Origin of the sequence: Bacillus cereus group sp. BfR-BA-01309, from assembly GCF_022664315.1 — a bacterium.
Lineage (GTDB): Bacteria > Bacillota > Bacilli > Bacillales > Bacillaceae_G > Bacillus_A > Bacillus_A mobilis.
In genome coordinates this window covers 115,771-138,493 of sequence record NZ_JAKUHE010000005.1, presented here as the reverse complement: position 1 = coordinate 138,493, position 22,723 = coordinate 115,771, and the positions used below count along the sequence as shown (strand labels likewise).

Here is a 22,723-nt window from a genome sequence, read left to right as displayed (position 1 = left end):
ATTTTTTTGGGTATTTTCACCATTTTTTTATTTTTGCATAGGATGAAGAGTAACTTGAGGAGAGGGTGAAAAGAATGGATAATAACATTTTTAATAACATTGAAAAAGAAGCGAAAGTGAATAAAGAAGATATTTTTAAATTAGCATCATCTGTGCAAAACGCGAATTTACGTGATGAGACTGTGCTTCGTCAATTGATTCATCAAGTGGCTCTTATGGCAGGACGTGAAGTGCCGAAAGAACAAGAGGATCAAATTGTAAAAGCGATCATTAACAATAATATGCCCGCTGATTTTGGTTCGTTAAGCAAAATGTTTAAAAAATAAAATATATGAGAAACAAAGAGTTTGTAGATTGCATATGATAGCCATGAAAGTATGGGAATGGAGCTGTTTTGGGCATATTTGGTCAACCGAAGCGAGAGATACACTCGCTTCGGTTTTATTTTTATCTAGATTAGTGGAAGATGCGAAAAAAACTGTTGATTAAAGTTATATATTCGTAATTTGTAGTAAAATATTCTTTTTGTATTTGTTTAAAGATTTTAATTTGTTAAAATAGTATAAAAATAGATTAATAAAAAGGGGTGTGTATATGTCAGAAGGGCTTTTAAAAATGTGGTTTGCTTTAGGGGCAATTGGATTTATGTTTTTTGCAGTAAGTTTTATTTTATTAAGTAGATACAAAATAAAGAATAAAATTTTGAAAGGGATTACAGCATTAGTAGCGTACACCCTTATGATTGTGTCAGGAATTGTTATTTTTCTTGTTGTATTTAGTGGACCTGTACAGCAGTAAAGGGGATGGTCTCGAAAATGCTACATACGGAGCAAGTTATTTTAGTATGAAAAGGTGATTGCTAGTGAAAAAAGTCCATATTATTTTAATATTTTGTTGTATGAGCCTTTTAACAGGGTGTTTGTATCCGAAAGAAAATATGAGACAAAATGCTGTTCCTTATGAAGATCAGCTACAGGTTGTTCAAAAAGCTATAGCGACATTTAAGGAGCAAAATGATGGGATATTACCAATTAAGACTCGGGATATGAATACGCCTATTTATCAAAAGTATCCAATCGATTTTCAAAAGATTGCTCCGCGTTACATACAAGAAGCGCCAGGAAATGCGTATGAAAGCGGAGGAGTGTACCAATACGTATTAATAGACGTTGAAACAAACCCGACAGTAAAGTTAATTGATGTTAGGATGGCTGAACAAATCCAGCAATTATCATTAAAGCTTAGGATGTATCGGGATGAACATCAATATCCACCTTTTAAAAAGGTAATTTCAGATGGTGTGTATGAATTAGATTTCAAAAAACTAGGATATAAAGATGTGCCTCAAGTGACAAGTCCGTATTCTGGTAAAGGGCTTCCTTTTGTAATCAATGAAAAGGGAGAAATTTATGTTGATTATCGAATCGACTTATATGAAGCGTTGAAAAAAAATGAAGGTCAATTTAAGGAGGGGGAAGATATTCGGAATATACTTTCGAACGATTCTCCATTTGTACCTGCGTATTCTTTACCGTATACGGTAAAGAATGGAGAACCAATTTTTTTAAAATCATAAGTCATGAACCTTTCTTTTAGTGAATAAGTTCTAGAAGAAAGGTTTTTTATGTTACACAACTTGCGATGCAAACAAAAGGTATTTTTTAATAGTCATATGAAATTGGACAAAATTATATGATATATTGTCCGAACTTCTAGAATACCATTATATTATATCAGATATTATAGGCAACGTTAGAGAAGGTATTAGTTGACTATAAATGTGGAATTATTCCCAAAAATATTGAGGGAGGGAATCACTTGGAAAAGGTAGATATTTTTAAAGATATTGCGGAACGCACAGGCGGTGATATTTATTTTGGAGTTGTAGGAGCTGTTCGAACAGGGAAATCAACATTCATTAAAAAATTTATGGAACTTGTAGTTATTCCTAATATTGAGAATGAGTCTGACCGTCAAAGGGCGCAAGATGAACTGCCCCAAAGTGCTGCTGGTCGTACAATCATGACGACGGAACCGAAGTTTGTTCCAAACCAAGCGGTTTCTATCGAAGTAGATGAAGGTCTTGAAGTGAATATTCGATTAGTAGATTGCGTTGGATATACGGTTCCAGGAGCAAAAGGCTATGAAGATGAGAATGGCCCACGCATGATTAATACTCCTTGGTATGAAGAACCTATTCCATTCCATGAAGCTGCAGAAATCGGAACACGTAAAGTAATTCAAGAGCATTCAACGATTGGTGTTGTAATTACAACAGATGGAACGATTGGTGAAATTCCAAGAAGAGATTATATAGAGGCAGAAGAACGCGTAGTAAATGAGTTAAAAGAAGTCGGAAAACCTTTCATTATGATCATCAACACTGTACAGCCGTATCATCCGGATACAGAGCAATTGCGCCAAAGTTTATCTGAAGAATATGATATCCCAGTCATTGCGATGAGTGTAGAGAGTTTAAGGGAAACAGATGTGTATAATGTGCTTCGAGAAGCGTTATTTGAGTTCCCAGTTTTAGAAGTGAATGTTAACCTTCCGAGCTGGGTGATGGTGCTAAATGAAGGGCATTGGTTACGCCAAAGCTATCAAGAAGCTGTTCAAGAGACTGTAAAGGATATAAAACGTCTTCGTGATGTGGACCGCGTCGTTTGGCAGTTTAGTCAGTATGAATTTATTGATCGAGCGAGCCTCGCTGGCATTGATATGGGGCAAGGCGTAGCAGAGATTGATTTATATGCACCGGATGAATTATATGATCAAATTTTAAAAGAAGTAGTAGGAGTGGAAATTAGAGGGAAAGATCATTTATTGAAGCTTATGCTCGATTTATCTCATGCGAAAGTAGAATACGATCAAGTAGCGGATGCCCTGCGTATGGTAAAGCAAACAGGATATGGTGTAGCAGCGCCTGCGTTAGCTGACATGAGCTTAGATGAGCCAGAAATTATTCGTCACGGTTCAAGGTTTGGTGTGAAATTAAAAGCTGTAGCGCCATCTATTCATATGATTAAAGTAGATGTGGAGTCAACGTTTGAGCCAATCATTGGTACTGAAAAGCAAAGTGAAGAATTAGTTCGTTATTTAATGCAGGATTTTGAAGATGACCCATTATCAATTTGGAATTCTGATATATTCGGACGTTCGCTTAGCTCTATTGTTCGAGAAGGCATTCAAGCGAAACTATCTTTAATGCCAGAAAATGCGAGATATAAATTAAAAGAAACGCTAGAAAGAATTATTAATGAAGGATCTGGCGGATTAATTGCGATTATATTATAAGAAAAAATCCCTCTCATCGTAGAGGGATTTTTTTGATTTTCACGTATAGAAATAGAAAAATAAACAGTCATTATCTAATATATTGTTGTAAATTGTCAAGTTTCATCAGATTTTCACATTTTAAGAGTAACAATTTCCTTAAAAATATTGAATTATAAAGGAGAATCGTATAATATAGGCGTTGATAATGATTTATCTACATCTTTGTAGTATAGAATTTGCAAAAATTGCCTACAAATGAAAGTAAGACTCATTTTATGATCATTATACAGTCTTATCTTTGGGAGGAGGTGAATGGCATGAACAAGACAGATTTAATCAATGCTGTTGCAGAAGCAAGTTCCCTTTCTAAAAAGGACGCAACAAAAGCAGTAGACGCTGTTTTTGATTCTATCTTAGAAGCTTTAAAACAAGGTGATAAAGTACAACTGATCGGATTCGGTAACTTCGAAGTTCGTGAGCGTGCGGCTCGTAAAGGTCGTAACCCACAAACAGGTGAGGAGATTGAAATCGCTGCAAGTAAAGTACCTGCATTCAAACCTGGTAAAGCGTTAAAAGATGCGGTTAAATAATCCTTACATATTAACAGGGAAGAAGAGTTTCCTTTTTGGGAACTCTTCTTTTTGCTTTTAAAAACATAAATATGCTAGAATGTGTTCGTATCACTTTTAGGTTTTCGGGAGGGCTAGCGGATGGCAAAAGTTAATTTAGAACAAATTGAACATGCAGTACGCCTTATTTTAGAGGCAATCGGAGATGACCCAAATCGTGAGGGAGTGCTTGATACACCAAAGCGTGTTGCAAAAATGTACGCAGAAGTGTTCGCAGGAATGCATGAAGATCCGAAAGAACATTTGCATAAAGTGTTCGGAGAAGATCACGAGGAGCTTGTACTAGTAAAAGATATACCGTTTTATTCGATGTGTGAGCACCATTTAGTTCCATTCTATGGAGTTGCTCACGTTGCATATATTCCGCAAGGCGGAAAAGTGACAGGGTTAAGTAAATTAGCTCGTACTGTAGATACAATTGCACGTCGTCCACAACTGCAAGAACGTATTACATCAACAGTAGCGAATTCTATTATGGAAGTACTAGAGCCGCATGGTGTAATGGTAGTAGTAGAAGCGGAACATATGTGCATGACGATGCGCGGTGTGAAAAAGCCAGGCGCGAAAACAGTAACAACAGCAGTACGTGGTGTGCTAGAAAATGATGCTGCAGCGCGTAGTGAAATTTTATCTTTTATTAAATCGAAGTAAAGAAAAGTAGGAAACTGCTTTTCTTTTTTTTTTATGCAAATAAATGATATAGTTTTAGCAAGGCAGAGTGAGAATAGAAAGACTACTAAAAAGAATGGAAGATGTTATTTCGTTCGGTGGAAGTTTGGAAAGAGTAGCCAAGTTTTGGTTATAGAAAATAGTATGTATGTGTTATAATAAGTTTTATGAATTAGAAAACAAGGGTGATTTTTGTGTGTGACATCTACGGAGGGTATGCGGGTATAAGAGAGAAATTGATGGAGAAATTACGCCATCCTTATTTTATAAACTATATTGAAGAACCATTTATTGATGAAGAGAAAATAGCATTGTTATATGGTGCTTTAAAAAGTGCAAATTTACATATAGAACAAATTGAGCATTATGTAGTAACGATTATGCTTGTGCAAATTGCGCTTGATACACATGAAAGAGTATCAAATAAAGCAGGGGAAGAAGCAAATGAATCGCATAAACGTCGTCAGCTAACAGTACTTGCTGGTGATTACTATAGCGGGTTATATTATTACTTATTGTCTATGAATCGTGATATTGTTTTAATTCGTGCGCTTGCTGAAGGAATTAAAGAAATTAATGAACACAAAATAATGTTATATCAAAAAGCGCATGAAACGATGGATGACATAATGGAAAGTGTAGTTACGATTGAGTCTGCACTTTTGCAAAGAACATGTGATCATTTTCATTTATCGCATTGGAAGCCATTTATAACGTATGTACTAGGAAAAAACCGTCTTCAAAAAGAATGTGAACTGCATGCTGAAAAACAACATTCACCTGTTTTTCAAGCTGTTCAAGGGATTATGAAGGATCAAGCAGAGATAGAAACAGTTATTAATGGATGGATGATGGAACTCAGAAAGAAAGAAAATCAATTTTTGGAAAACCACACAGATATAAGCGAAATAAACTCTGTGTTAAGAGATAAATCGAAGACATAAGCAATTTTACATTGGAAGAAGGTACGAGCATGCAACAATCAAAAGAAGAAAGAGTACATGATGTATTTGAGAAAATCTCTGATAAATACGATGTGATGAATTCTGTAATTAGTTTTCAAAGACATAAAGCGTGGCGTAAAGAGACGATGCGCATTATGGATGTAAAACCAGGTAGTAAAGCACTTGATGTTTGCTGCGGGACAGCGGACTGGACAATTGCGCTAGCTGGAGCAGTAGGTGAACAGGGCAAGGTTGTTGGTCTAGACTTCAGTGAAAATATGTTATCTGTCGGTAAACAAAAGGTAGAGGCGTTACAATTAAAACAAGTAGAGCTTCTACACGGGAATGCAATGGAACTTCCATTTGAAGATAACACATTTGATTATGTAACGATTGGATTTGGTTTGCGTAACGTACCGGATTATTTGCACGTATTACAAGAAATGACGCGTGTAGTAAAACCAGGTGGAAAAGTAATTTGTTTAGAAACATCTCAACCAACAATGATTGGTTTTCGACAAGGATATATTTTATACTTTAAATATATCATGCCGTTATTTGGAAAGTTATTTGCGAAAAGTTATAAAGAATATTCATGGCTGCAAGAATCTGCTAGTACATTCCCAGGTATGAAAGAGTTGGCTAATATGTTTGAAAAAGCTGGACTTGAACGTGTACAAGTGAAGCCGTTTACTTTTGGGGTAGCAGCGATGCATTTAGGTATGAAACCAGAATCAAAATAGAAAAAAGAAGTTTTAGGTTAAGGTGAACAATATGAAGTTACAACTTATGTACTCTTTTTTACGATCGGATATTAATGTAATAGAAAAAGAATTAAAAAAGACAGTTGCTTCTGAACAGCCATTAGTAGAAGAGGCGGCATTACAACTTATTGAAGCTGGTGGGAAGCGAATTCGTCCTGTATTTGTGTTGCTTGCGGGAAAGTTCGGAGATTATAAGTTAGATGCAATTAAGCATGTAGCTGTTGCATTAGAACTTATTCATATGGCTTCTCTTGTTCATGATGATGTTATTGATGCTGCTTTTTTACGACGTGGTAGTGCGACTGTGAATGCGAAATGGGGAGATCGTATTGCAATGTATACAGGGGACTATTTATTCGCTAAGTCTCTTGAATGTATAACAAATATCGAAATTCCAGAGGCCCATCAGGCGCTATCGCATACCATTTTAGAAGTGTGTAAAGGCGAAATAGAACAAATTAAAGATAAATACAATTATGACCAAAACTTACGAACGTATTTAAGAAGAATAAAGCGAAAAACAGCATTATTAATTGCTGCAAGTTGCCAACTAGGAGCAATTGCTGCTGGCGCTAATCGTGATACGGTAAATCGACTATTTTGGTATGGGTATTTTGTAGGCATGTCGTATCAAATTATTGATGACATTTTAGATTTCGTTTCCACAGAAGAGAAACTGGGCAAACCTGCTGGTGGTGATTTGTTACAAGGAAATATTACGCTTCCTGCTCTATACGCTATGGAAGATCCGATACTTCGCAAAAAAATCACATCTGTACATGAAAATACAACAGCGGATGAAATGAAAGAAATTATTGAGGCTGTAAAGAATAGTGCCGCTATTGATAAAGCATTTGCATTTAGTGAACGTTATTTACATAAAGCATTAGAAATTATAAAACCACTTCCACGTGGACAAGCGAAGTATGCATTACAAAATGTAGCAAAGTATATTGGAAAACGAAAATTTTAGTGTTTTTTCTAAAAAATAAAATAATCTCTCTATTTCAAAACTATTGCACAATTGTGATAAGGGTGTTAATATGTGTGTGGGGATATACAATTACATACATAATTCAGAAGTGGAGAGATTTTTTATGGAAAAAACATTTCTAATGGTAAAACCAGACGGTGTACAACGTGCCTTCATTGGGGAAATCGTAGCTCGTTTTGAGAAGAAGGGCTTTCAATTAGTTGGTGCAAAATTAATGCAAGTAACTCCGGAAATTGCTGGACAACACTATGCTGAGCACACAGAAAAACCTTTCTTTGGTGAATTAGTAGACTTTATTACATCTGGACCTGTGTTCGCAATGGTATGGCAAGGTGAAGGTGTAGTAGATACAGCTCGTAACATGATGGGTAAAACAAGACCACATGAAGCAGCTCCTGGAACAATTCGTGGAGATTTCGGTGTAACTGTTGCGAAAAACATTATCCATGGTTCTGATTCGTTAGAAAGTGCAGAGCGCGAGATTGCTATTTTCTTTAAAGAAGAAGAATTAGTTGACTACTCAAAATTAATGAATGAATGGATTTACTAATTATTTTGAAATAATTTGTAAACGCTTTAATTACTGTGATAATAGTAGAAAGTGCAAGGAGAATAGGGGTATTCTTCTTGCACTTTTTTTATTTCATTTAGTTACGAAGTTAGAGCGGTTATGATATATTGATATGTAAAGTAAAAGGCCTATCGGAGAATAAACGAATGGCTGATGTATTATATAATTTCTTTCATATTTTTAGAGTAATGAAGGATAATATTATTGCTTAATATAGCGAGATAAATACATATACGAAAAGAGGAATAACGTATGCGATATATTACAGCTGGTGAATCTCATGGTCCACAACTTACAACGATTATAGAAGGTGTACCAGCAGGTCTACCTTTAGTAGCAGATGATATAAATGAAGAACTAGCTAGAAGGCAAAAGGGTTATGGGCGTGGTAGACGCATGCAAATTGAAACAGATCAAGTGCAAATTGTAAGTGGTGTTAGACATGGAGAGACATTAGGTTCTCCAATTGCACTGGTTGTTGAAAATCGTGATTTTGCACATTGGACAAAAATTATGGGCGCAGAGCCTTTAACGGAACAAGAAGAAAAAGAAATGAAAAGAAAAGTAACAAAGCCAAGACCTGGACATGCTGATTTAAATGGTGCGATTAAATATGGACATAGAGACATGAGAAATGTACTAGAACGTTCTTCAGCACGCGAAACGACAGTGCGTGTTGCTGCTGGTGCGGTTGCTAAAAAAGTGTTAGCAGAACTTGGTATTACAGTGGCTGGTCATGTAATTGAAATTGGCGGTGTACAGGCTAAGGAAATTACGTATCGGTCAATTGAAGAATTAAAAAGTATTACAGAAGCATCACCTGTACGTTGCTTAGATGAAGATGCAGGTAACAAAATGATGAAAGCAATTGATGATGCGAAAGCAAATGGTGATTCAATCGGTGGAATCGTTGAAGTGATTGTGGAGGGAATGCCAATTGGGGTTGGTAGCTATGTGCATTATGACCGAAAACTGGATGCAAAATTAGCAGCCGCAATTATGAGCATTAATGCCTTCAAAGGTGTTGAGATTGGAATTGGTTTTGAAGCAGCGCATAGACCGGGAAGTGAAGTTCATGATGAAATTCTGTGGAATGAGGAGCATGGATATACACGAAGAACAAATAATGCAGGTGGATTAGAAGGCGGTATGACGACTGGAATGCCAATTGTTGTGCGCGGTGTGATGAAACCGATACCTACACTATATAAACCTCTTCAAAGTGTAGATATTGATACGAAAGAGCCTTTTACAGCGAGCATTGAGCGTTCTGATAGTTGCGCTGTTCCAGCAGCTAGTGTCGTTGCAGAAGCGGTTGTAGCTTGGGAATTAGCGACAGCTTTAATAGAACAATTCGGATTAGATCGTATGGACCTTATTCGTGAAAATATTGAGAAACATAATGAATATGCGAGGGGATTTTAATGGGAAACATACATATTCAAACGAAATCAAAAGAATATGATGTACACGTAGGAAAAGAATCATTGTCACATTTGAAAACAATCGTTCAAAATATGCAGCCATCTGTATCAAACGTTATGATCATTTCAGATGAAGTTGTTGCATCTTTCCATTTACAGAAAGTTATAGATGCATTGCAAATAGAGCAAAATGTATTTTCATTCGTTGTACCAAGTGGCGAGAAAGAGAAGTCTTTTGAAAACTTCTATGCGGCTCATACGTCAGCTCTTGAAAATAAATTAGATAGAAATTCTTTAATTATTGCACTTGGAGGCGGGATGATTGGAGATTTAGCTGGTTTTGTTGCCGCGTCGTTTATGCGTGGAATTCGCTTTATTCAAGTTCCAACCACTTTATTAGCTCACGATAGTGCAGTAGGTGGGAAAGTAGCGATCAATCATCCGTTAGGTAAAAATATGATCGGTGCATTCCATCAACCAGAAGCAGTTGTATATCATACGCCGTTTTTACAGTCTCTTCCTGAAAAAGAGTGGCGTTCAGGTTATGCAGAAGTGATAAAACATGCCCTTATTGGTGATGTAAAGCTGTATCATTGGTTAAAAGAAGAAGTGCAAACATTAGCGGATCTTCGTGATGAGAAGTTAATCCATATATTAACGAAGGCAATTCCTGTAAAAGCAAATATTGTATCACAAGATGAAACAGAAAAAGGTGTACGCGCTCATTTGAACTTTGGACATACGTTAGGTCATGCTCTTGAAAAAGAACTAGGATATGGAAATATTACTCACGGTGACGGAGTAGCGGTTGGTATGTTATTTGCCTTGTTTTTAAGTGAACAAGTGTACAAGGTTGATCTTTCTTATGAAGAGATGAAACAGTGGTTCTTGAAGTACGGCTATCCAAAAATGCCAAGTGATTTGAATGTAGAGCGCCTTGTTCAATTGATGAAGCAGGATAAGAAAGCGAATGCTGGAGCAATTCATATGGTGCTAATGCAGGAATATGGGGTAGTGAATGTCGTATCTATTTCAGATGAGACTGTTCATATTGCGTTAGAGGCATTTCAAAAGGATATGGCTTAAGAAGTGTGAAGTGCTTGTTTAGAGGTGTTTTCGTAATAGTGGCGGTTAAGATAAACGATTACAGTGCGGGAATACAACCGTATTGTAATCGAATTGAATAAAATGACTGGGGGAAGAAAAATGAGAGTGAAAGAGCAATTGTTAACTTTGAGAGCATATGTACCTGGGAAAAACATTGAAGAAGTAAAAAGGGAATATGGATTATCAAAAATTGTGAAATTAGCATCGAACGAAAATCCATTCGGTTGCTCAGCACGCGTAACAGAAGCGTTAACTTCTTTAGCGAGTCAATATGCTCTTTATCCAGATGGATATGCATTTGAACTTCGGACAAAAGTAGCAGAGCAGTTAGGTGTCAAAGCAGAACAACTGTTATTTGGTAGTGGATTAGATGAAGTCATTCAAATGATTAGCCGTGCATTACTACAAGAAGGAACAAATGTTGTAATGGCCAACCCAACATTCTCGCAATACCATCACCATGCTGTTATTGAAGGAGCAGAAGTTCGTGAAGTACCACTAAAAGATGGCGTTCATGATTTAGATGCGATGTTACAGCAAGTAGATGATAAAACAAAGATTGTATGGATTTGTAACCCGAATAATCCGACAGGTACATATGTAGAGAAACAAAACTTACTTTCATTTCTAGAATCAGTTCCTAAGTCAGCGCTCGTTATTATGGACGAAGCATACTATGAATATGCGGGAGCAGAAGACTATCCGCAAACATTACCACTTCTTGAAAAATATGAAAATCTTATGGTTTTACGTACGTTTTCAAAAGCATATGGTTTAGCTGCTTTTCGTATCGGGTATGCGGTTGGTAATGCGAAGTTAATCGGGCAGCTAGAAGTAGCAAGGTTACCATTTAATACATCGACTGTAGCGCAGGCTGTAGCACTCGCTGCATTAGAAGATCAAGCGTTTTTACAAGAATGCGTGAAAAAGAATGAAGAAGGATTAAATCAATATTACGCATTTTGTAAGGAATATAATGTATTCTATTATCCATCTCAAACAAATTTCATTTTCTTAAAGCTCGGTATTCCTGGTAATGAGGCTTTCGAACGATTAATGAAGAAAGGCTACATTGTTCGTTCTGGTGCTGCATTTGGTATACATGATGGTATTCGTATTACTGTCGGTTTGAAAGAAGAAAATGATGAAATTATAGAATTATTGACAGAGCTTGTAAAAGAGCAAGTAAAGAAAGAAGAAACATACTCTTAAGAGTGTGTGAAGGCTCCTATTATAGGAGTCTTTTTTATTTAAATGACTCGATCCGTGCGTGTTAATAATTAATAAGGGAAGTTATTTGCACGGTAATGAAAGAAAACGGTACAATAGAAAGTAGTAATGCGGTATCGGTGTCATATTCGAATCGTTATCAGTGAAAGTACAAGAAGAAGTATGCTCATTCTAAAGGTTGCGTTCTTACACCTAGTTGCTTATGATAAAGTGAAACTTTAATCAGTGGGATGTTCATCTCCACTGATTATTAGCCCGCATAAATCGGGGGAAATGACCAGAAAATAATATTTGTTAGAATTAAAGGAGACATTTATGCAAAATTTTGAACAAGCTGTTTCATATATTGAAAATGGTGAAGCGGAAAAAGGATTACAATTATTAAAAGAACAATTAAAAATTGCGAATGATGAAGAGAAGTATGATATCGCTCGCTATTATCATACACTTGGATTTATGGATGAAGCGTTAGCAATTACAGAAGATTTGCGTTTATTGTACCCGGAAGAAAGTGAATTCACTGTATTTTTAGCAGAATTATATATTGATCTAGACAAAGAGGATGAAGCAATTGAAGTGCTTCATGATATTCCAGAAAATGATGATTTATATGTTCAATCGTTATTACTTGTTGCGGATTTATTCCAAATGCAAGGTTTCGATGATGTAGCAGAACAAAAACTATTAAAGGCGAAAGAAATGATGCCTGACGAGCCTGTTATTACGTTTGGATTAGCAGAGTTATATAGTAGTAAAGGGGAAGAACAAAAGGCAATCACTTATTATGAGGCGCTATTAGCGGAACATAAAGTAATGGGTGGTGTTGTCATTGCACTTCGCCTCGCAGAAACGTTAAGTGCGATTGGAAATTGGGAAGAAGCGATTTCTTATTATGAAGCAGGTTTAGAGGAACAAAAAGATATCCACTCATTATTTGGATATGCCTTCACATTATATCAAGGTGAAGAATACCAAAGAGCCATTGGTGCTTGGCAAGAATTAAAAGAATTAGATCCGGAGTATGCATCGCTTTACATGTATTTAGCGAAAAGCTATGAAAAAGAAGGAATGCTTCAAGAAAGCTATGAAACACTTCAAGAAGGAATCAAAGTAGATGAGCTTTCTGTACCATTTTATGTAGAATTAGCGAACATTGCGGCGAAATTAGGGAAAATAGCGGAAGCAGAGGAAGTGCTTCAAAAAGCACTTGAGTTAGATCCAGGACATTTAGGTGCAATATTAAAATATGCTTATATCTTAAAGGAACAAGAAAAGTATGAAGAGTTAATTGCAGTTGTAGAGCGTGCGATTGATAGCGGAGAACCAGATACACAACTACTTTGGGATCTTGCGTTTGCAAAAAAACAATTAGAAATGTATTCGGATGCATTAAAACACTATGAAAGTGCATATACTTCTTTTAAGAATCATCCAGACTTCTTGGAAGAGTACGGTTATTTCTTATTGGAAGAAGGTATGCGAAAAGAGGCGAAAGAAGTATTTACTCAGTTAATACAACTAGACCCGACACAAATTCATATTGAAGAATTGTTATATAATTTAGAGGATTTTTCATAAGTTGGAAGGAAACTGAATGCCGCTTCTTGAATCTAAAAAGAAAAGAGAAAGACAGAGGAGGGACTTAATTGCTATGAATACCCCTGTTTCTGTAAACGAGAAGAAGGATTTTGTAAAATGGTTTTTGAATAATTATCAACTGAAACAGCGTGAATGTGTATGGATTTTGAATTATTTAATGAGTCACGACCAATTGATGCATAAAGTCCACTTCGTAGAGCATGCAAAATATTGTCCGCGTGGCTTAGTGATGTCCGCGAATTGTGTAAAAGATACACCGTTTCACTTTTTTAAACAAAATGTCATGACAACGGATGCTGAAAAATCGTTTCATGATATTCGTTTAAATCGAGATGAGGATATTTATATTCAACTCAATTTTAAATCATCATTTCAAAATGCCAATTATGTAGCTGTATTAGAAGAAAACCCGTATTTACCAAAGCATATTGAAGTAAATGAAAAAGATCGTTTACTTGCAGAAAGATTTTTAGAAGAAAGTGTATTTTCTTTTAGAAGAGAACGTCTTTTGAAACAAATTGATGAAGCGCTAGATAAGCAAGATCAGGAAGCGTTTCATAGGTTAACAGCTGAGTTAAAGATGCTATAGAATTCATTTGGATTCATAAAATTTTACAAATTTCAGACTTTTTAAGAAAAACTACCTTAATATAGGTAGTTTTTCTTTTTTTACCTCTTTTAGTATGGTTTAATATATATAAAGTGAAAGTTCTGTCATTTGTAGGTGAGGGGAGGGAAGAAATTTGAAATGGGTTGTAAAAGATGTGGAACAGTTTGAGCAAGCAAGGGAGTATGTAGATACAGGTGTTATACCACTTTTATCAATTTCGGCAGCGAAAGAAATGAAAATGGTAGTAGAACAAGGTGAATTTATCGAATTGTTGAGTATGGAGCTGGAAAGAGAATATAAAGGAAGAGTGCTTTTACTACCTGCATTTACGTATTTAGTAGAAAGCCAAAAAAATGAAAAAGGTCGTTTGCAAGAATGGACAAATCATTTACAAGAGCAAGGTTTTAAGCATATTGCTTATGTTACAAGTGATTTTTCATGGAAAGAAGATATGCAAGAATTACAAGGAGATTTATTTTGGTTCCCTTCATTAGCGTTAGAACAATTTAGTGATCAAGCGAAAAGAGAAGTTATTCATGCGCATATAAAAAATATAATGGTAATGCTAGAAGAAAAATGGGGAAAGTAATAATAAACAGAAAGTTCTTATTATTATGAGTAGTATGATATTGACCTGTGCATGAGCGTATTATATCATGATAGTGTCCTAGTTTTTATTTTTTATATAATTTATCACGAGGGGACAATTTCTGATAGAGGGGGGAAATTTTCGTGAGCGAGAAAGAACATCGTGTGTCAAGAAGACAGTTTTTAAATTACACCCTTACAGGGGTAGGAGGCTTTATGGCAGCGGGTATTTTAATGCCGATGACGCGATTTGCGCTTGATCCGGTGTTAAGAAAAGAAGCGGGAACGGATATGGTTGCTGTTGCACAAGTAAAGGATATTACAACAGAGCCGAAACGTTTCGACTTTAAGGTGAAGCAGGTTGATGGTTGGTACAAGTCCGAAGAGCCAAAATCAGCTTGGGTTCATAAAGATGAAAGCGGAGACATTGTGGCGTTCTCTCCAGTATGTAAACATTTAGGATGTACAGTGAACTGGAATTCGGACAAAGCACATCCGAATCAATTCTTTTGTCCATGTCACGGGGGCCGTTACACAAAAGACGGGATGAACATTAAAGGCACGCCGCCCCTTGCTCCACTTGATGTGTACGAATCTAAAGTGAAAGATGGAACGCTGTATTTAGGAAAAGCGAAGCCAAGAGGGGGTGCAAAGTAGATGCTAAATAAAATTTATGATTGGGTAGATGAAAGGTTAGATATTACACCAATATGGCGTGATATTGCTGATCATGAAGTACCTGAACATGTAAACCCAGCACATCACTTTTCTGCATTCGTTTATTGCTTTGGAGGACTGACCTTTTTCGTTACTGTAATTCAAATTTTATCTGGAATGTTTTTGACGATGTATTATGTGCCTGATATTAAAAATGCTTGGGAATCGGTTTATTATTTACAAAATGAAGTTGCATATGGGCAAATTGTTCGTGGTATGCACCACTGGGGTGCTAGTCTCGTCATTGTAATGATGTTTTTACATACACTTAGAGTTTTCTTCCAGGGTGCGTATAAAAAGCCTCGTGAGCTAAACTGGATTGTTGGTGTTCTTATTTTCTTTGTTATGCTAGGTCTTGGATTTACTGGATATTTATTACCGTGGGATATGAAAGCTTTATTTGCTACGAAAGTAGGGATTCAAATTGCAGAGCAAACGCCGCTCATTGGTCCTTATATTAAAACATTACTCGCTGGTCATTCCGAAATTGTTGGCGCTCAAACATTAACTCGCTTCTTTGCTATTCACGTCTTCTTCTTACCAGCAGCACTTCTAGGTTTAATGGCCTTCCACTTCATCATGATTCGCAAACAAGGTATTTCAGGTCCACTATAAGAGATTGCTAAATTAAAGGGGAAAGAACTAAAGGAGGGAGATTATGCATCGCGGCAAAGGGATGAAGTTTGTAGGAGATTCTCGGGTACCGGTAGCTCGGAAACCAAATATTCCAAAAGACTATTCTGAATACCCAGGAAAAACAGAAGCATTTTGGCCGAACTTCTTGTTAAAAGAATGGATGGTTGGTGCAGTTTTTTTAATCGGTTATTTATGTTTAACAGTGGCGCATCCGTCACCACTTGAGAGAATGGCGGATCCAACTGATGCCGGATATATACCACTTCCAGATTGGTATTTCTTATTCTTGTATCAGTTATTAAAGTATTCTTATGCTTCTGGTTCATTCACTGTAATTGGAGCGTTTATTATGCCAGGGATTGCGTTTGGTGCATTACTGTTAGCTCCATTTCTTGATCGAGGACCAGAAAGACGCCCGTTAAAGCGTCCTGTAGCAACTGGATTTATGCTTTTAGCAATTGCATCGATTATCTTTTTAACTTGGGAATCTGTAGCGCACCACGACTGGGAAGCTGCAAAAAAACAAGGAGCAATTGTAAAAACAGCACCAGTTGATAAAAATGATGACGGCTATAAATTAATGCAAAAAAATACTTGTTTAACATGTCATGGTGACAATTTACAGGGCGGGGCAGCAGCGCCTGCACTGCAAAACTTAACTTTAAAGCCAGAAGAAATTGCTAAAATTGCGAAAGAAGGAAAAGGTTCAATGCCTAAAGGTGTATTTAAAGGTACAGATGAGGAACTGAAGAAACTTTCGGAATTCGTTGCAAAGTATAATAAAAAATAATAAAAAGCTGACTACAAAAAATTGTAGTCAGCTTTTTATTTTGATGAAAGAAAGTTTACTATATAATAGAGTAGAGTTTGAGGAAAGAATGACTTTGTTTGAAAGGTGTTGGACATACAGCTTGGTTTACTTGTATGCAATGTTAAGACAACGCTCTGTATTATTATTTTTATTAGTTGTTAACATATTAGGTACAATATACGGATTTATATGGTATGGAAATCAATTAAAAGAAACTTCACCTATATTTTGGCCGTTTGTACCTGATAGCCCGATGGCGAGTCTCTTTTTTGTCTTTGTTTTATTTGCTTTTTTAATAAAGAGAAATTGGGGATTAATAGAGGCACTAGCAATTGTTACTTTAATAAAATATGGTATATGGGCTGTTGTTGTAAATGCAATTATGATCTATGTAAAAGGTCCTATTGGTGTTATGGGGTATATGTTAATGCTTTCGCATTTTGCGATGGCAGTACAAGGATTGTTATATGCACCGTTTTACCGTATAAAAAAATGGCATTTTGCGGTAGCAGCTATATGGACATTACATAATGATGCAATTGATTATTTATTTTGGCAAATGCCGAGATATGGAATTATGCATTTGTTTGTAGAAGAAATTGGTTATTTTACGTTCTGGCTGAGCATCGCTACACTATGTATTACATATTATTCTTGCTTGCGTGAGAACCGAAAACAGTTTTCTTTATGATAGTTAGAATACGTAGGGGGAGAAAATGAAGAAAAATAAGAGTGGTACAAAAATATGGGATCGATTGGTTACGATAGCTGTTTCATACAGCATAGCATTTTCTATATTTGCACTCGCGACAACGGCGGTTGTATACGGAAAATGGCTGTATTATTTTGAGATTGATTTTTTAAACATTCCAGATTTAGCGGATATGACGAAGGATGATATTAAAAGAAATTATGATGTGCTTATCACCTATTTATCACCGTTTTATGACGGGGCATTGCAGTTGCCAACATTAGATATGTCTACAAATGGCCGTATTCATTTTGTAGATGTTAAAAATATTTTAGTAAAGATTCAATATGTGATGTATGCGACAATTATGATTGTTATAATAGGCGGGATTTATTTATTAAAAAAGAAAAATGAAAAGTTTTTACTGCACGGATCGATTTTAACAATTATCTTTCCGATTGCGCTGATGTTACCGATTGCTATTAATTTTGAAAAAAGTTTTGTGTTATTCCATAAGCTTTTATTCAGTAATGATTATTGGATGTTTGATATTGAAACAGATCCGATTATATTAATGCTACCAGAAGAATTCTTTATGCATGCAGCGTGTGCTATTTTATTATTTATTTTATGTGGTAGCATACTTTGTTATAGCTTGTATAGATATTTCGTAAAAAAGAAAAGAGTTTCAAAGGAAAAATTCTCTGCTTAAAGAGAATTTTTTTGTTTGTAAAACGATAATATATTTTTCGGTTCAGTTCTGTTCTATTCTTGTCCAAATTAACATATTTTGTACTAGTAGTTATAGGGGGGACCGTGATGAAGAGAACATTAATTGGATTGATAGCATTTCTAATTATAATGTTTCCGTTACGTATATATGCTGAAGAGTGGAGTGAACTAACAGGGTTGTTAGACGACTCATTACAATTAGTGAAGCGTAATGAAGATGAAAAAGCAGTACAAGTATTACAACATTTCTCGGAGCAGTTTGTCATAAAGGGAAATGAAAAGAAGCAAGAAGTAACGCCAGATCAAGTTAGAGTTATTTCTTTAGCTTACGACAGGGCGAAACAATCGCTCGCGGAAACCGATTTAAGTAAACAAGTTAAAATTGATAATGTGTTAGCCCTGCAGCTCGCTGTTGATGCGCAAGTGTCGAAATATCAACCACTTTGGATGGAAAGAGAAACAAAAGTAATGGGTGCCTTTTCACAAATGGAAAAAGCGATGAAAAAAGAAGATACGGGACAGTTTCAACAAACGTTAAACACATTTTTACATGAATTTAATATTATTTATCCAAGCTTAATGATTGCTTTGCCAGAAAACGAAGTGCAGCGTGTAAATGCCCATTTATCTTATTTAGATGAATTTCGTAACGTTATGTTAAAAACGAAAGGTGGGCAAATGCAATTAGGAATCATTAAAGGGGATTTGCAAAAAATATTTCACACAGTAAAAAAAGATGAAATTGCACCCTCGCTCATTTGGTTTATGACAATTACTGGAGGTCTTATTTTATTCACATTAACTTATGTTGGGTGGAGAAAGTATAAAGGAGAGAGAGAAAAAAGAAAAAGTAATGTACACTCTAAAAATAGATAATACAATAAATAAAGATACGGATTGTAAGGTTTATTCATTGACAATGATGGCAGAAGAAAATAGAATGAGAAGTACTATAATTAAAACTTCAATGGAGGTTCATGATGTTTTATTTAATTTACTTCGCGATCATAATGATCATACCGTTGTATGCACAGTCAAGAGTACGTAGTGCTTATAGCAAGTATTCACAAGTTTATTCAACATCAGGTATGACAGGAGCGGAAGTGGCTCGAAAAATTTTAGATGAAAATGGATTATACAACGTAGCTGTAGAAGAAACACCAGGTCATTTATCAGACCATTATGATCCAACTGCCAAAACAGTTCGATTATCAACAGATAACTATTACGGTCATTCAGTTGCTGGTACAGCAGTTGCAGCACACGAAGTAGGACACGCAATTCAAGATGCAAAAGATTATAACTTTATGCGTATTCGTCATTCGTTAGTGCCTGTGGCGAATTTTGGATCGAATATATCATGGGTATTTATTATGATTGGTATATTTGCGACAATGTCAAAACTATTGTTATTAGGAATTATTTTAATGGCAGCAGGTGTTGTGTTCCAACTCGTTACATTACCAGTTGAGTTTGATGCATCAAAGCGTGCAATGCAACAAATTGAAGCGTTAGGTATCGTATCAACAGATGAATATGGCCAAGCTCGTAAAGTATTAAATGCGGCAGCATTAACATATGTAGCAGCTGCAGCTGTAGCGGTATTTGAATTATTACGTCTCGTATTAATGTATACTGGTATGCAGCGTAGCGACGACTAAAGACTATCATTTGATAGTCTTTTTTGTTTTGTGGATTGAATTATATAATGGATTGTAAATAGAAATAATAGAAGTAATGCGGAAAGGTGGTGAGGGAAATGAAATATCCAAGCCATTTAGTAAAACAAGTGAAAGAAAGTAGTGCTTCTTATCAGTTAGAAGGCTTTTTAAGTGGACAAGGTCCTGAAAATCCAAAATTTATGTTGCTAGGAGAAGCGCCTGGTGAAACAGAAATTCATAATGGGATTCCATTTAGCGGAAGAGCGGGAAAACAGTTAATGGAGTTTTTAGAACGGATTCACGTTACAAGGGAGGAAGTTTATATTACGAGCACAGTTCGGAGTAGACCTTATAAGTGGCGAGAGAAAAAAGAACGAAATGGTGAAATCATACAGAAAAAGTATAATAGAACACCAAATCAAGGAGAAATACTTGCCCATGCCCCTTTGTTAGATTATGAATTAGAGAACATAAACCCGAAGCTTATCGTTACGCTTGGAAATATCGGCCTTCAACGTTTAACAGGAAAAAATACAAAAATCACAGATGTGCACGGGCAATTATTAAAACAGCCTATTCAAAAATTAAAGGACATGCAAAGTGCAGAGTTTACATGGTCAGAGGAAGAATATCATATTTTCCCGACTTTTCATCCTGCCTCCATTTTTTATAATCGGAGTTTATTGGAGCTTATTTATGAGGATTTAGAGAAACTTAAAAAATATGTAATAAAAAACTAGAAAAGCTAGAGAGCTTTTCTAGTTGCATTTATGTATGTAACGGATTTTTATTTTCATCTAATGTAAAACCTTCACCAACTACATCATGTACATCACTTACAGCAACAAAGGCATGAGGATCTACAGAAGTAATAATATTTTTTAATTTCACGATTTCATTTTTAGCAACAACGCAATATAATACGTTCCGTTCCACTTTTGTATACGATCCAACAGCTTTTAAAAAAGTAGCTCCGCGTTCCATATCAGATAAAATTTTGGCAGCAATTTCATCATTTTTATCTGAGATAATAGTTGCTCCTTTTGCCGCATAGGCTCCTTCTTGCATAAAATCAATGACTTTCGCCCCGATAAAAACAGCAACTAACGTATACATGCCTTCGCGGTATGATAAATAGGTAAGAATCGAGACGATAATGACGATAGCATCAAACATAAACATCGTTTTCCCCATACTCCAGCCAACGTATTTATGAGCGAGTCTCGCGATAATATCTACACCGCCGGTAGTCCCGCCGTATTTAAATATTATCCCAAGACCGATACCGATAAATGCCCCGGCGAATAAAGCCGCGAGTGTCATATCATTTTGTAAGTTTAAATGTAAGTTGAGAACGTCGTAACGTTGAAAAATCCATAGAAATAAAGATACGCTAAAGGTGCCGATTAGTGTATAGATAAATGTTGTTTTTCCGAGTAACTTCCAACCGATGAAAAATATAGGGATATTTAAAATTAAGTTTGAGTAAGAAGGATCAAACTTAAATAGAAAATACAATAATAGTGTAATACCGGTAAATCCACCTTCTGCTAGGTGATTTTCAATATTGATATTCACAATACCGAAAGAAAAAATAGCGGAACCGATTAAAATAAAAATGATATTTCGAATCTTCAAATTTGATGTCATATAGAAATCCCCCTAATTATGTAGATTGCATTGCTCCGCTGATACGGTAAAACATAATGATAAGTAATTTCTAGTTGTTAGTAAAAATAGTGCAGGCTATAAAAAAACGATTGGTTCGGGCTAATCTTTTGCAAAAACCGCAAAAGAAAGTTTCACTTCATTATAGTCTATCCAAAAAAGGGTCGCAAATAGGTGTTTAACAGGGAATAATATTTGTCAAATCGCGATGAATTGGCTAACATGAAAGAGGAAGGATTAGAGGTGAATTGTATGGAAGCGAAAACGATGAAGGATATGCAGAAAGAAGTAGATGCATATATTGGTCAGTTTAAAGAAGGTTATTTCAGTCCACTTGCAATGATGGCTCGTTTAACGGAAGAAATGGGGGAGCTTGCAAGAGAGGTTAATCATTATTATGGTGAGAAACCGAAGAAAACAACTGAAAAAGAACGTAGTATTGAAGAAGAGCTTGGAGATGTATTATTTGTTATGATTTGTATGGCAAATAGTTTAAATATTGATTTAGAAACAGCACATAACATTGTAATGAATAAATTTAATACTCGCGATAAAGATCGCTGGACACGTATTGATGAGGGAGAGAAAGAATAATGAAAGAAATTAAAGTAATTATCGCTGGACCAAGAGGACGTATGGGACATGAAGCAGTCCTTCTTATGGAAAGAACTGAACATTTTAATTTAGTAGCAGCAGTAGATTATAAGCATGGCGGAGAGAAAATTTCTGATTTACCAGGCATGCCAGCGCTAAATGCACCTATTTACGCAGATTTACATACTTGTTTAGAAGAAGTAGAAGCTGATGTGTTGTTAGATTTAACAACGCCAGAAGTTGGGAAACAACACGTTACACTAGCAGTTGAGCGTGGACTTCGATCTGTTATTGGTACAACTGGATTTACAGAAGAAGAACTAAAGCAATTAACAGAGACTGCAAAAGAAAAAGCAGTAGGAACAATTATCGCTCCAAACTTTGCAATTGGTGCAGTTCTAATGATGAAATTCTCACAAATGGCAGCGAAGTATTTCCAAGATGTTGAAGTAATTGAATTGCATCATGATCAAAAGTTAGATGCGCCATCTGGTACAGCGGTAAAAACAGTAGAATTAATTCGTCAAAACCGTGAATCAAAGCAGCAAGGTCATCCAAATGAAGTAGAGCAACTAGAAGGAGCTCGTGGTGCAAATGTAGACGGCATTCACATTCATAGTGTACGTTTACCAGGACTTATTGCACACCAAGAAGTAATGTTTGGTGGAGATGGACAAATGTTAACGGTTCGCCATGATTCATTCAATCGTGCATCATTTATGTCGGGTGTAAAACTATCAATTGATACAGTAATGAATCTAGATCATCTTGTGTACGGTTTAGAAAATATTATCGACTAAAGGGG

General features: G+C 35.8%; 28 protein-coding genes. 27 read left to right on the top strand and 1 reads right to left on the bottom strand.

From position 1 onward, the window contains the following. Nucleotides 1-74: 74 nt before the first annotated feature. From MR115_RS11690 to MR115_RS11575, 25 genes are all read left to right on the top strand, one after another. Complete coding sequence (locus MR115_RS11690; RefSeq protein WP_000369753.1) at nt 75-326, top strand: stage VI sporulation protein F; 252 nt, start codon at nt 75-77, stop codon at nt 324-326. 28 nt (nt 327-354) lie between these two features. After that, the gene (locus MR115_RS29825) at nt 355-489 is read left to right on the top strand and encodes a hypothetical protein (RefSeq protein ID WP_255863963.1); all 135 of its coding nucleotides are present in this window, start codon (nt 355-357) and stop codon (nt 487-489) included. 105 nt (nt 490-594) lie between these two features. Further along, nucleotides 595-798, top strand: coding sequence for a DUF2768 domain-containing protein (locus MR115_RS11685; protein WP_061677808.1), 204 nt, complete (start codon nt 595-597; stop codon nt 796-798). 64 nt (nt 799-862) lie between these two features. Next, on the top strand, nt 863-1,576 hold the full coding sequence (locus tag MR115_RS11680; protein WP_242241361.1) for a hypothetical protein: 714 nt from the start codon (nt 863-865) through the stop codon (nt 1,574-1,576). A gap of 242 nt (nt 1,577-1,818) precedes the next feature. Beyond that, complete coding sequence (spoIVA, locus tag MR115_RS11675; protein ID WP_000416522.1) at nt 1,819-3,297, top strand: stage IV sporulation protein A; 1,479 nt, start codon at nt 1,819-1,821, stop codon at nt 3,295-3,297. Nucleotides 3,298-3,596: 299 nt separating this feature from the next. Further along, nucleotides 3,597-3,869, top strand: coding sequence for an HU family DNA-binding protein (locus tag MR115_RS11670; RefSeq protein ID WP_001043860.1), 273 nt, complete (start codon nt 3,597-3,599; stop codon nt 3,867-3,869). 120 nt (nt 3,870-3,989) lie between these two features. Beyond that, nucleotides 3,990-4,559, top strand: a complete 570-nt coding sequence (gene folE / locus MR115_RS11665) for a GTP cyclohydrolase I FolE (RefSeq protein WP_001151477.1) — start codon at nt 3,990-3,992, stop codon at nt 4,557-4,559. 212 nt (nt 4,560-4,771) lie between these two features. Then, nucleotides 4,772-5,521 (top strand): heptaprenyl diphosphate synthase component 1, encoded by a 750-nt coding sequence (locus MR115_RS11660; protein ID WP_242241359.1) that lies wholly within the window; start codon nt 4,772-4,774, stop codon nt 5,519-5,521. 29 nt (nt 5,522-5,550) lie between these two features. Beyond that, nucleotides 5,551-6,264: a 2-heptaprenyl-1,4-naphthoquinone methyltransferase gene (gene menG, locus MR115_RS11655; RefSeq protein ID WP_242241356.1), complete on the top strand. Its 714-nt coding sequence runs from the start codon at nt 5,551-5,553 to the stop codon at nt 6,262-6,264. Between the two features lie 31 nt (nt 6,265-6,295). Then, nucleotides 6,296-7,258 carry a heptaprenyl diphosphate synthase component II gene (gene hepT, locus MR115_RS11650; protein WP_242241354.1) on the top strand — a complete coding sequence of 321 codons (963 nt, stop codon included), beginning with the start codon at nt 6,296-6,298 and terminating at the stop codon, nt 7,256-7,258. A gap of 124 nt (nt 7,259-7,382) precedes the next feature. Further along, nucleotides 7,383-7,829 (top strand): nucleoside-diphosphate kinase, encoded by a 447-nt coding sequence (ndk, locus tag MR115_RS11645; RefSeq protein ID WP_000415885.1) that lies wholly within the window; start codon nt 7,383-7,385, stop codon nt 7,827-7,829. Nucleotides 7,830-8,102: 273 nt separating this feature from the next. After that, complete coding sequence (gene aroC, locus MR115_RS11640) at nt 8,103-9,275, top strand: chorismate synthase (protein ID WP_061677802.1); 1,173 nt, start codon at nt 8,103-8,105, stop codon at nt 9,273-9,275. Further along, the gene (gene aroB / locus MR115_RS11635; protein ID WP_242241352.1) at nt 9,275-10,360 is read left to right on the top strand and encodes a 3-dehydroquinate synthase; all 1,086 of its coding nucleotides are present in this window, start codon (nt 9,275-9,277) and stop codon (nt 10,358-10,360) included. The genes aroC and aroB overlap by 1 nt, the downstream gene beginning before the upstream one ends. A 120-nt stretch (nt 10,361-10,480) precedes the next feature. Further along, nucleotides 10,481-11,593 (top strand): histidinol-phosphate transaminase, encoded by a 1,113-nt coding sequence (gene hisC, locus MR115_RS11630; RefSeq protein WP_242241350.1) that lies wholly within the window; start codon nt 10,481-10,483, stop codon nt 11,591-11,593. A 333-nt stretch (nt 11,594-11,926) separates the two neighbouring features. Continuing rightward, entirely contained in the window at nt 11,927-13,189 is a 1,263-nt protein-coding gene (locus MR115_RS11625; RefSeq protein ID WP_061677798.1) for a tetratricopeptide repeat protein, read from the top strand. Nucleotides 13,190-13,262: 73 nt separating this feature from the next. Continuing rightward, nucleotides 13,263-13,799: a ReoY family proteolytic degradation factor gene (locus MR115_RS11620; protein ID WP_001095929.1), complete on the top strand. Its 537-nt coding sequence runs from the start codon at nt 13,263-13,265 to the stop codon at nt 13,797-13,799. Between the two features lie 154 nt (nt 13,800-13,953). Further along, complete coding sequence (locus tag MR115_RS11615; RefSeq protein WP_242241349.1) at nt 13,954-14,409, top strand: YpiF family protein; 456 nt, start codon at nt 13,954-13,956, stop codon at nt 14,407-14,409. A 143-nt stretch (nt 14,410-14,552) separates the two neighbouring features. After that, nucleotides 14,553-15,065, top strand: a complete 513-nt coding sequence (qcrA, locus tag MR115_RS11610; RefSeq protein ID WP_001290420.1) for a menaquinol-cytochrome c reductase iron-sulfur subunit — start codon at nt 14,553-14,555, stop codon at nt 15,063-15,065. Beyond that, nucleotides 15,066-15,740, top strand: coding sequence for a menaquinol-cytochrome c reductase cytochrome b subunit (gene qcrB, locus MR115_RS11605; RefSeq protein WP_000932700.1), 675 nt, complete (start codon nt 15,066-15,068; stop codon nt 15,738-15,740). It begins immediately after the preceding gene. A 43-nt stretch (nt 15,741-15,783) separates the two neighbouring features. Beyond that, complete coding sequence (qcrC, locus tag MR115_RS11600; protein ID WP_000554603.1) at nt 15,784-16,551, top strand: menaquinol-cytochrome c reductase cytochrome b/c subunit; 768 nt, start codon at nt 15,784-15,786, stop codon at nt 16,549-16,551. A 121-nt stretch (nt 16,552-16,672) separates the two neighbouring features. Continuing rightward, nucleotides 16,673-17,263 (top strand): lipoprotein heptaprenylglyceryl N-acetyltransferase LhaT, encoded by a 591-nt coding sequence (lhaT, locus tag MR115_RS11595; RefSeq protein ID WP_116758367.1) that lies wholly within the window; start codon nt 16,673-16,675, stop codon nt 17,261-17,263. 25 nt (nt 17,264-17,288) lie between these two features. Continuing rightward, nucleotides 17,289-17,975 carry a lipoprotein intramolecular transacylase Lit gene (gene lit, locus MR115_RS11590; protein WP_242241348.1) on the top strand — a complete coding sequence of 229 codons (687 nt, stop codon included), beginning with the start codon at nt 17,289-17,291 and terminating at the stop codon, nt 17,973-17,975. A gap of 107 nt (nt 17,976-18,082) precedes the next feature. Beyond that, nucleotides 18,083-18,871: a sporulation protein YpjB gene (gene ypjB / locus MR115_RS11585; protein WP_242241346.1), complete on the top strand. Its 789-nt coding sequence runs from the start codon at nt 18,083-18,085 to the stop codon at nt 18,869-18,871. A 101-nt stretch (nt 18,872-18,972) separates the two neighbouring features. Then, nucleotides 18,973-19,656, top strand: coding sequence for a zinc metallopeptidase (locus tag MR115_RS11580; RefSeq protein ID WP_073517780.1), 684 nt, complete (start codon nt 18,973-18,975; stop codon nt 19,654-19,656). 98 nt (nt 19,657-19,754) lie between these two features. Next, entirely contained in the window at nt 19,755-20,396 is a 642-nt protein-coding gene (locus tag MR115_RS11575) for a uracil-DNA glycosylase (RefSeq protein ID WP_242241344.1), read from the top strand. Between the two features lie 28 nt (nt 20,397-20,424). Here the strand turns inward: MR115_RS11575 and MR115_RS11570 are convergent, their stop codons facing one another. After that, nucleotides 20,425-21,306 (bottom strand): YitT family protein, encoded by an 882-nt coding sequence (locus MR115_RS11570; protein ID WP_242241340.1) that lies wholly within the window; start codon nt 21,304-21,306, stop codon nt 20,425-20,427. Between the two features lie 270 nt (nt 21,307-21,576). On the opposite strand from MR115_RS11570, the gene MR115_RS11565 reads away from it, so the two are divergent. Together MR115_RS11565 and dapB are read left to right on the top strand one after the other, a co-directional pair. Continuing rightward, on the top strand, nt 21,577-21,918 hold the full coding sequence (locus tag MR115_RS11565; RefSeq protein WP_002108639.1) for a nucleotide pyrophosphohydrolase: 342 nt from the start codon (nt 21,577-21,579) through the stop codon (nt 21,916-21,918). Continuing rightward, nucleotides 21,918-22,718 (top strand): dihydrodipicolinate reductase, encoded by an 801-nt coding sequence (gene dapB / locus MR115_RS11560; RefSeq protein WP_242241337.1) that lies wholly within the window; start codon nt 21,918-21,920, stop codon nt 22,716-22,718. The genes MR115_RS11565 and dapB overlap by 1 nt, the downstream gene beginning before the upstream one ends. Nucleotides 22,719-22,723 lie beyond the last annotated feature (5 nt).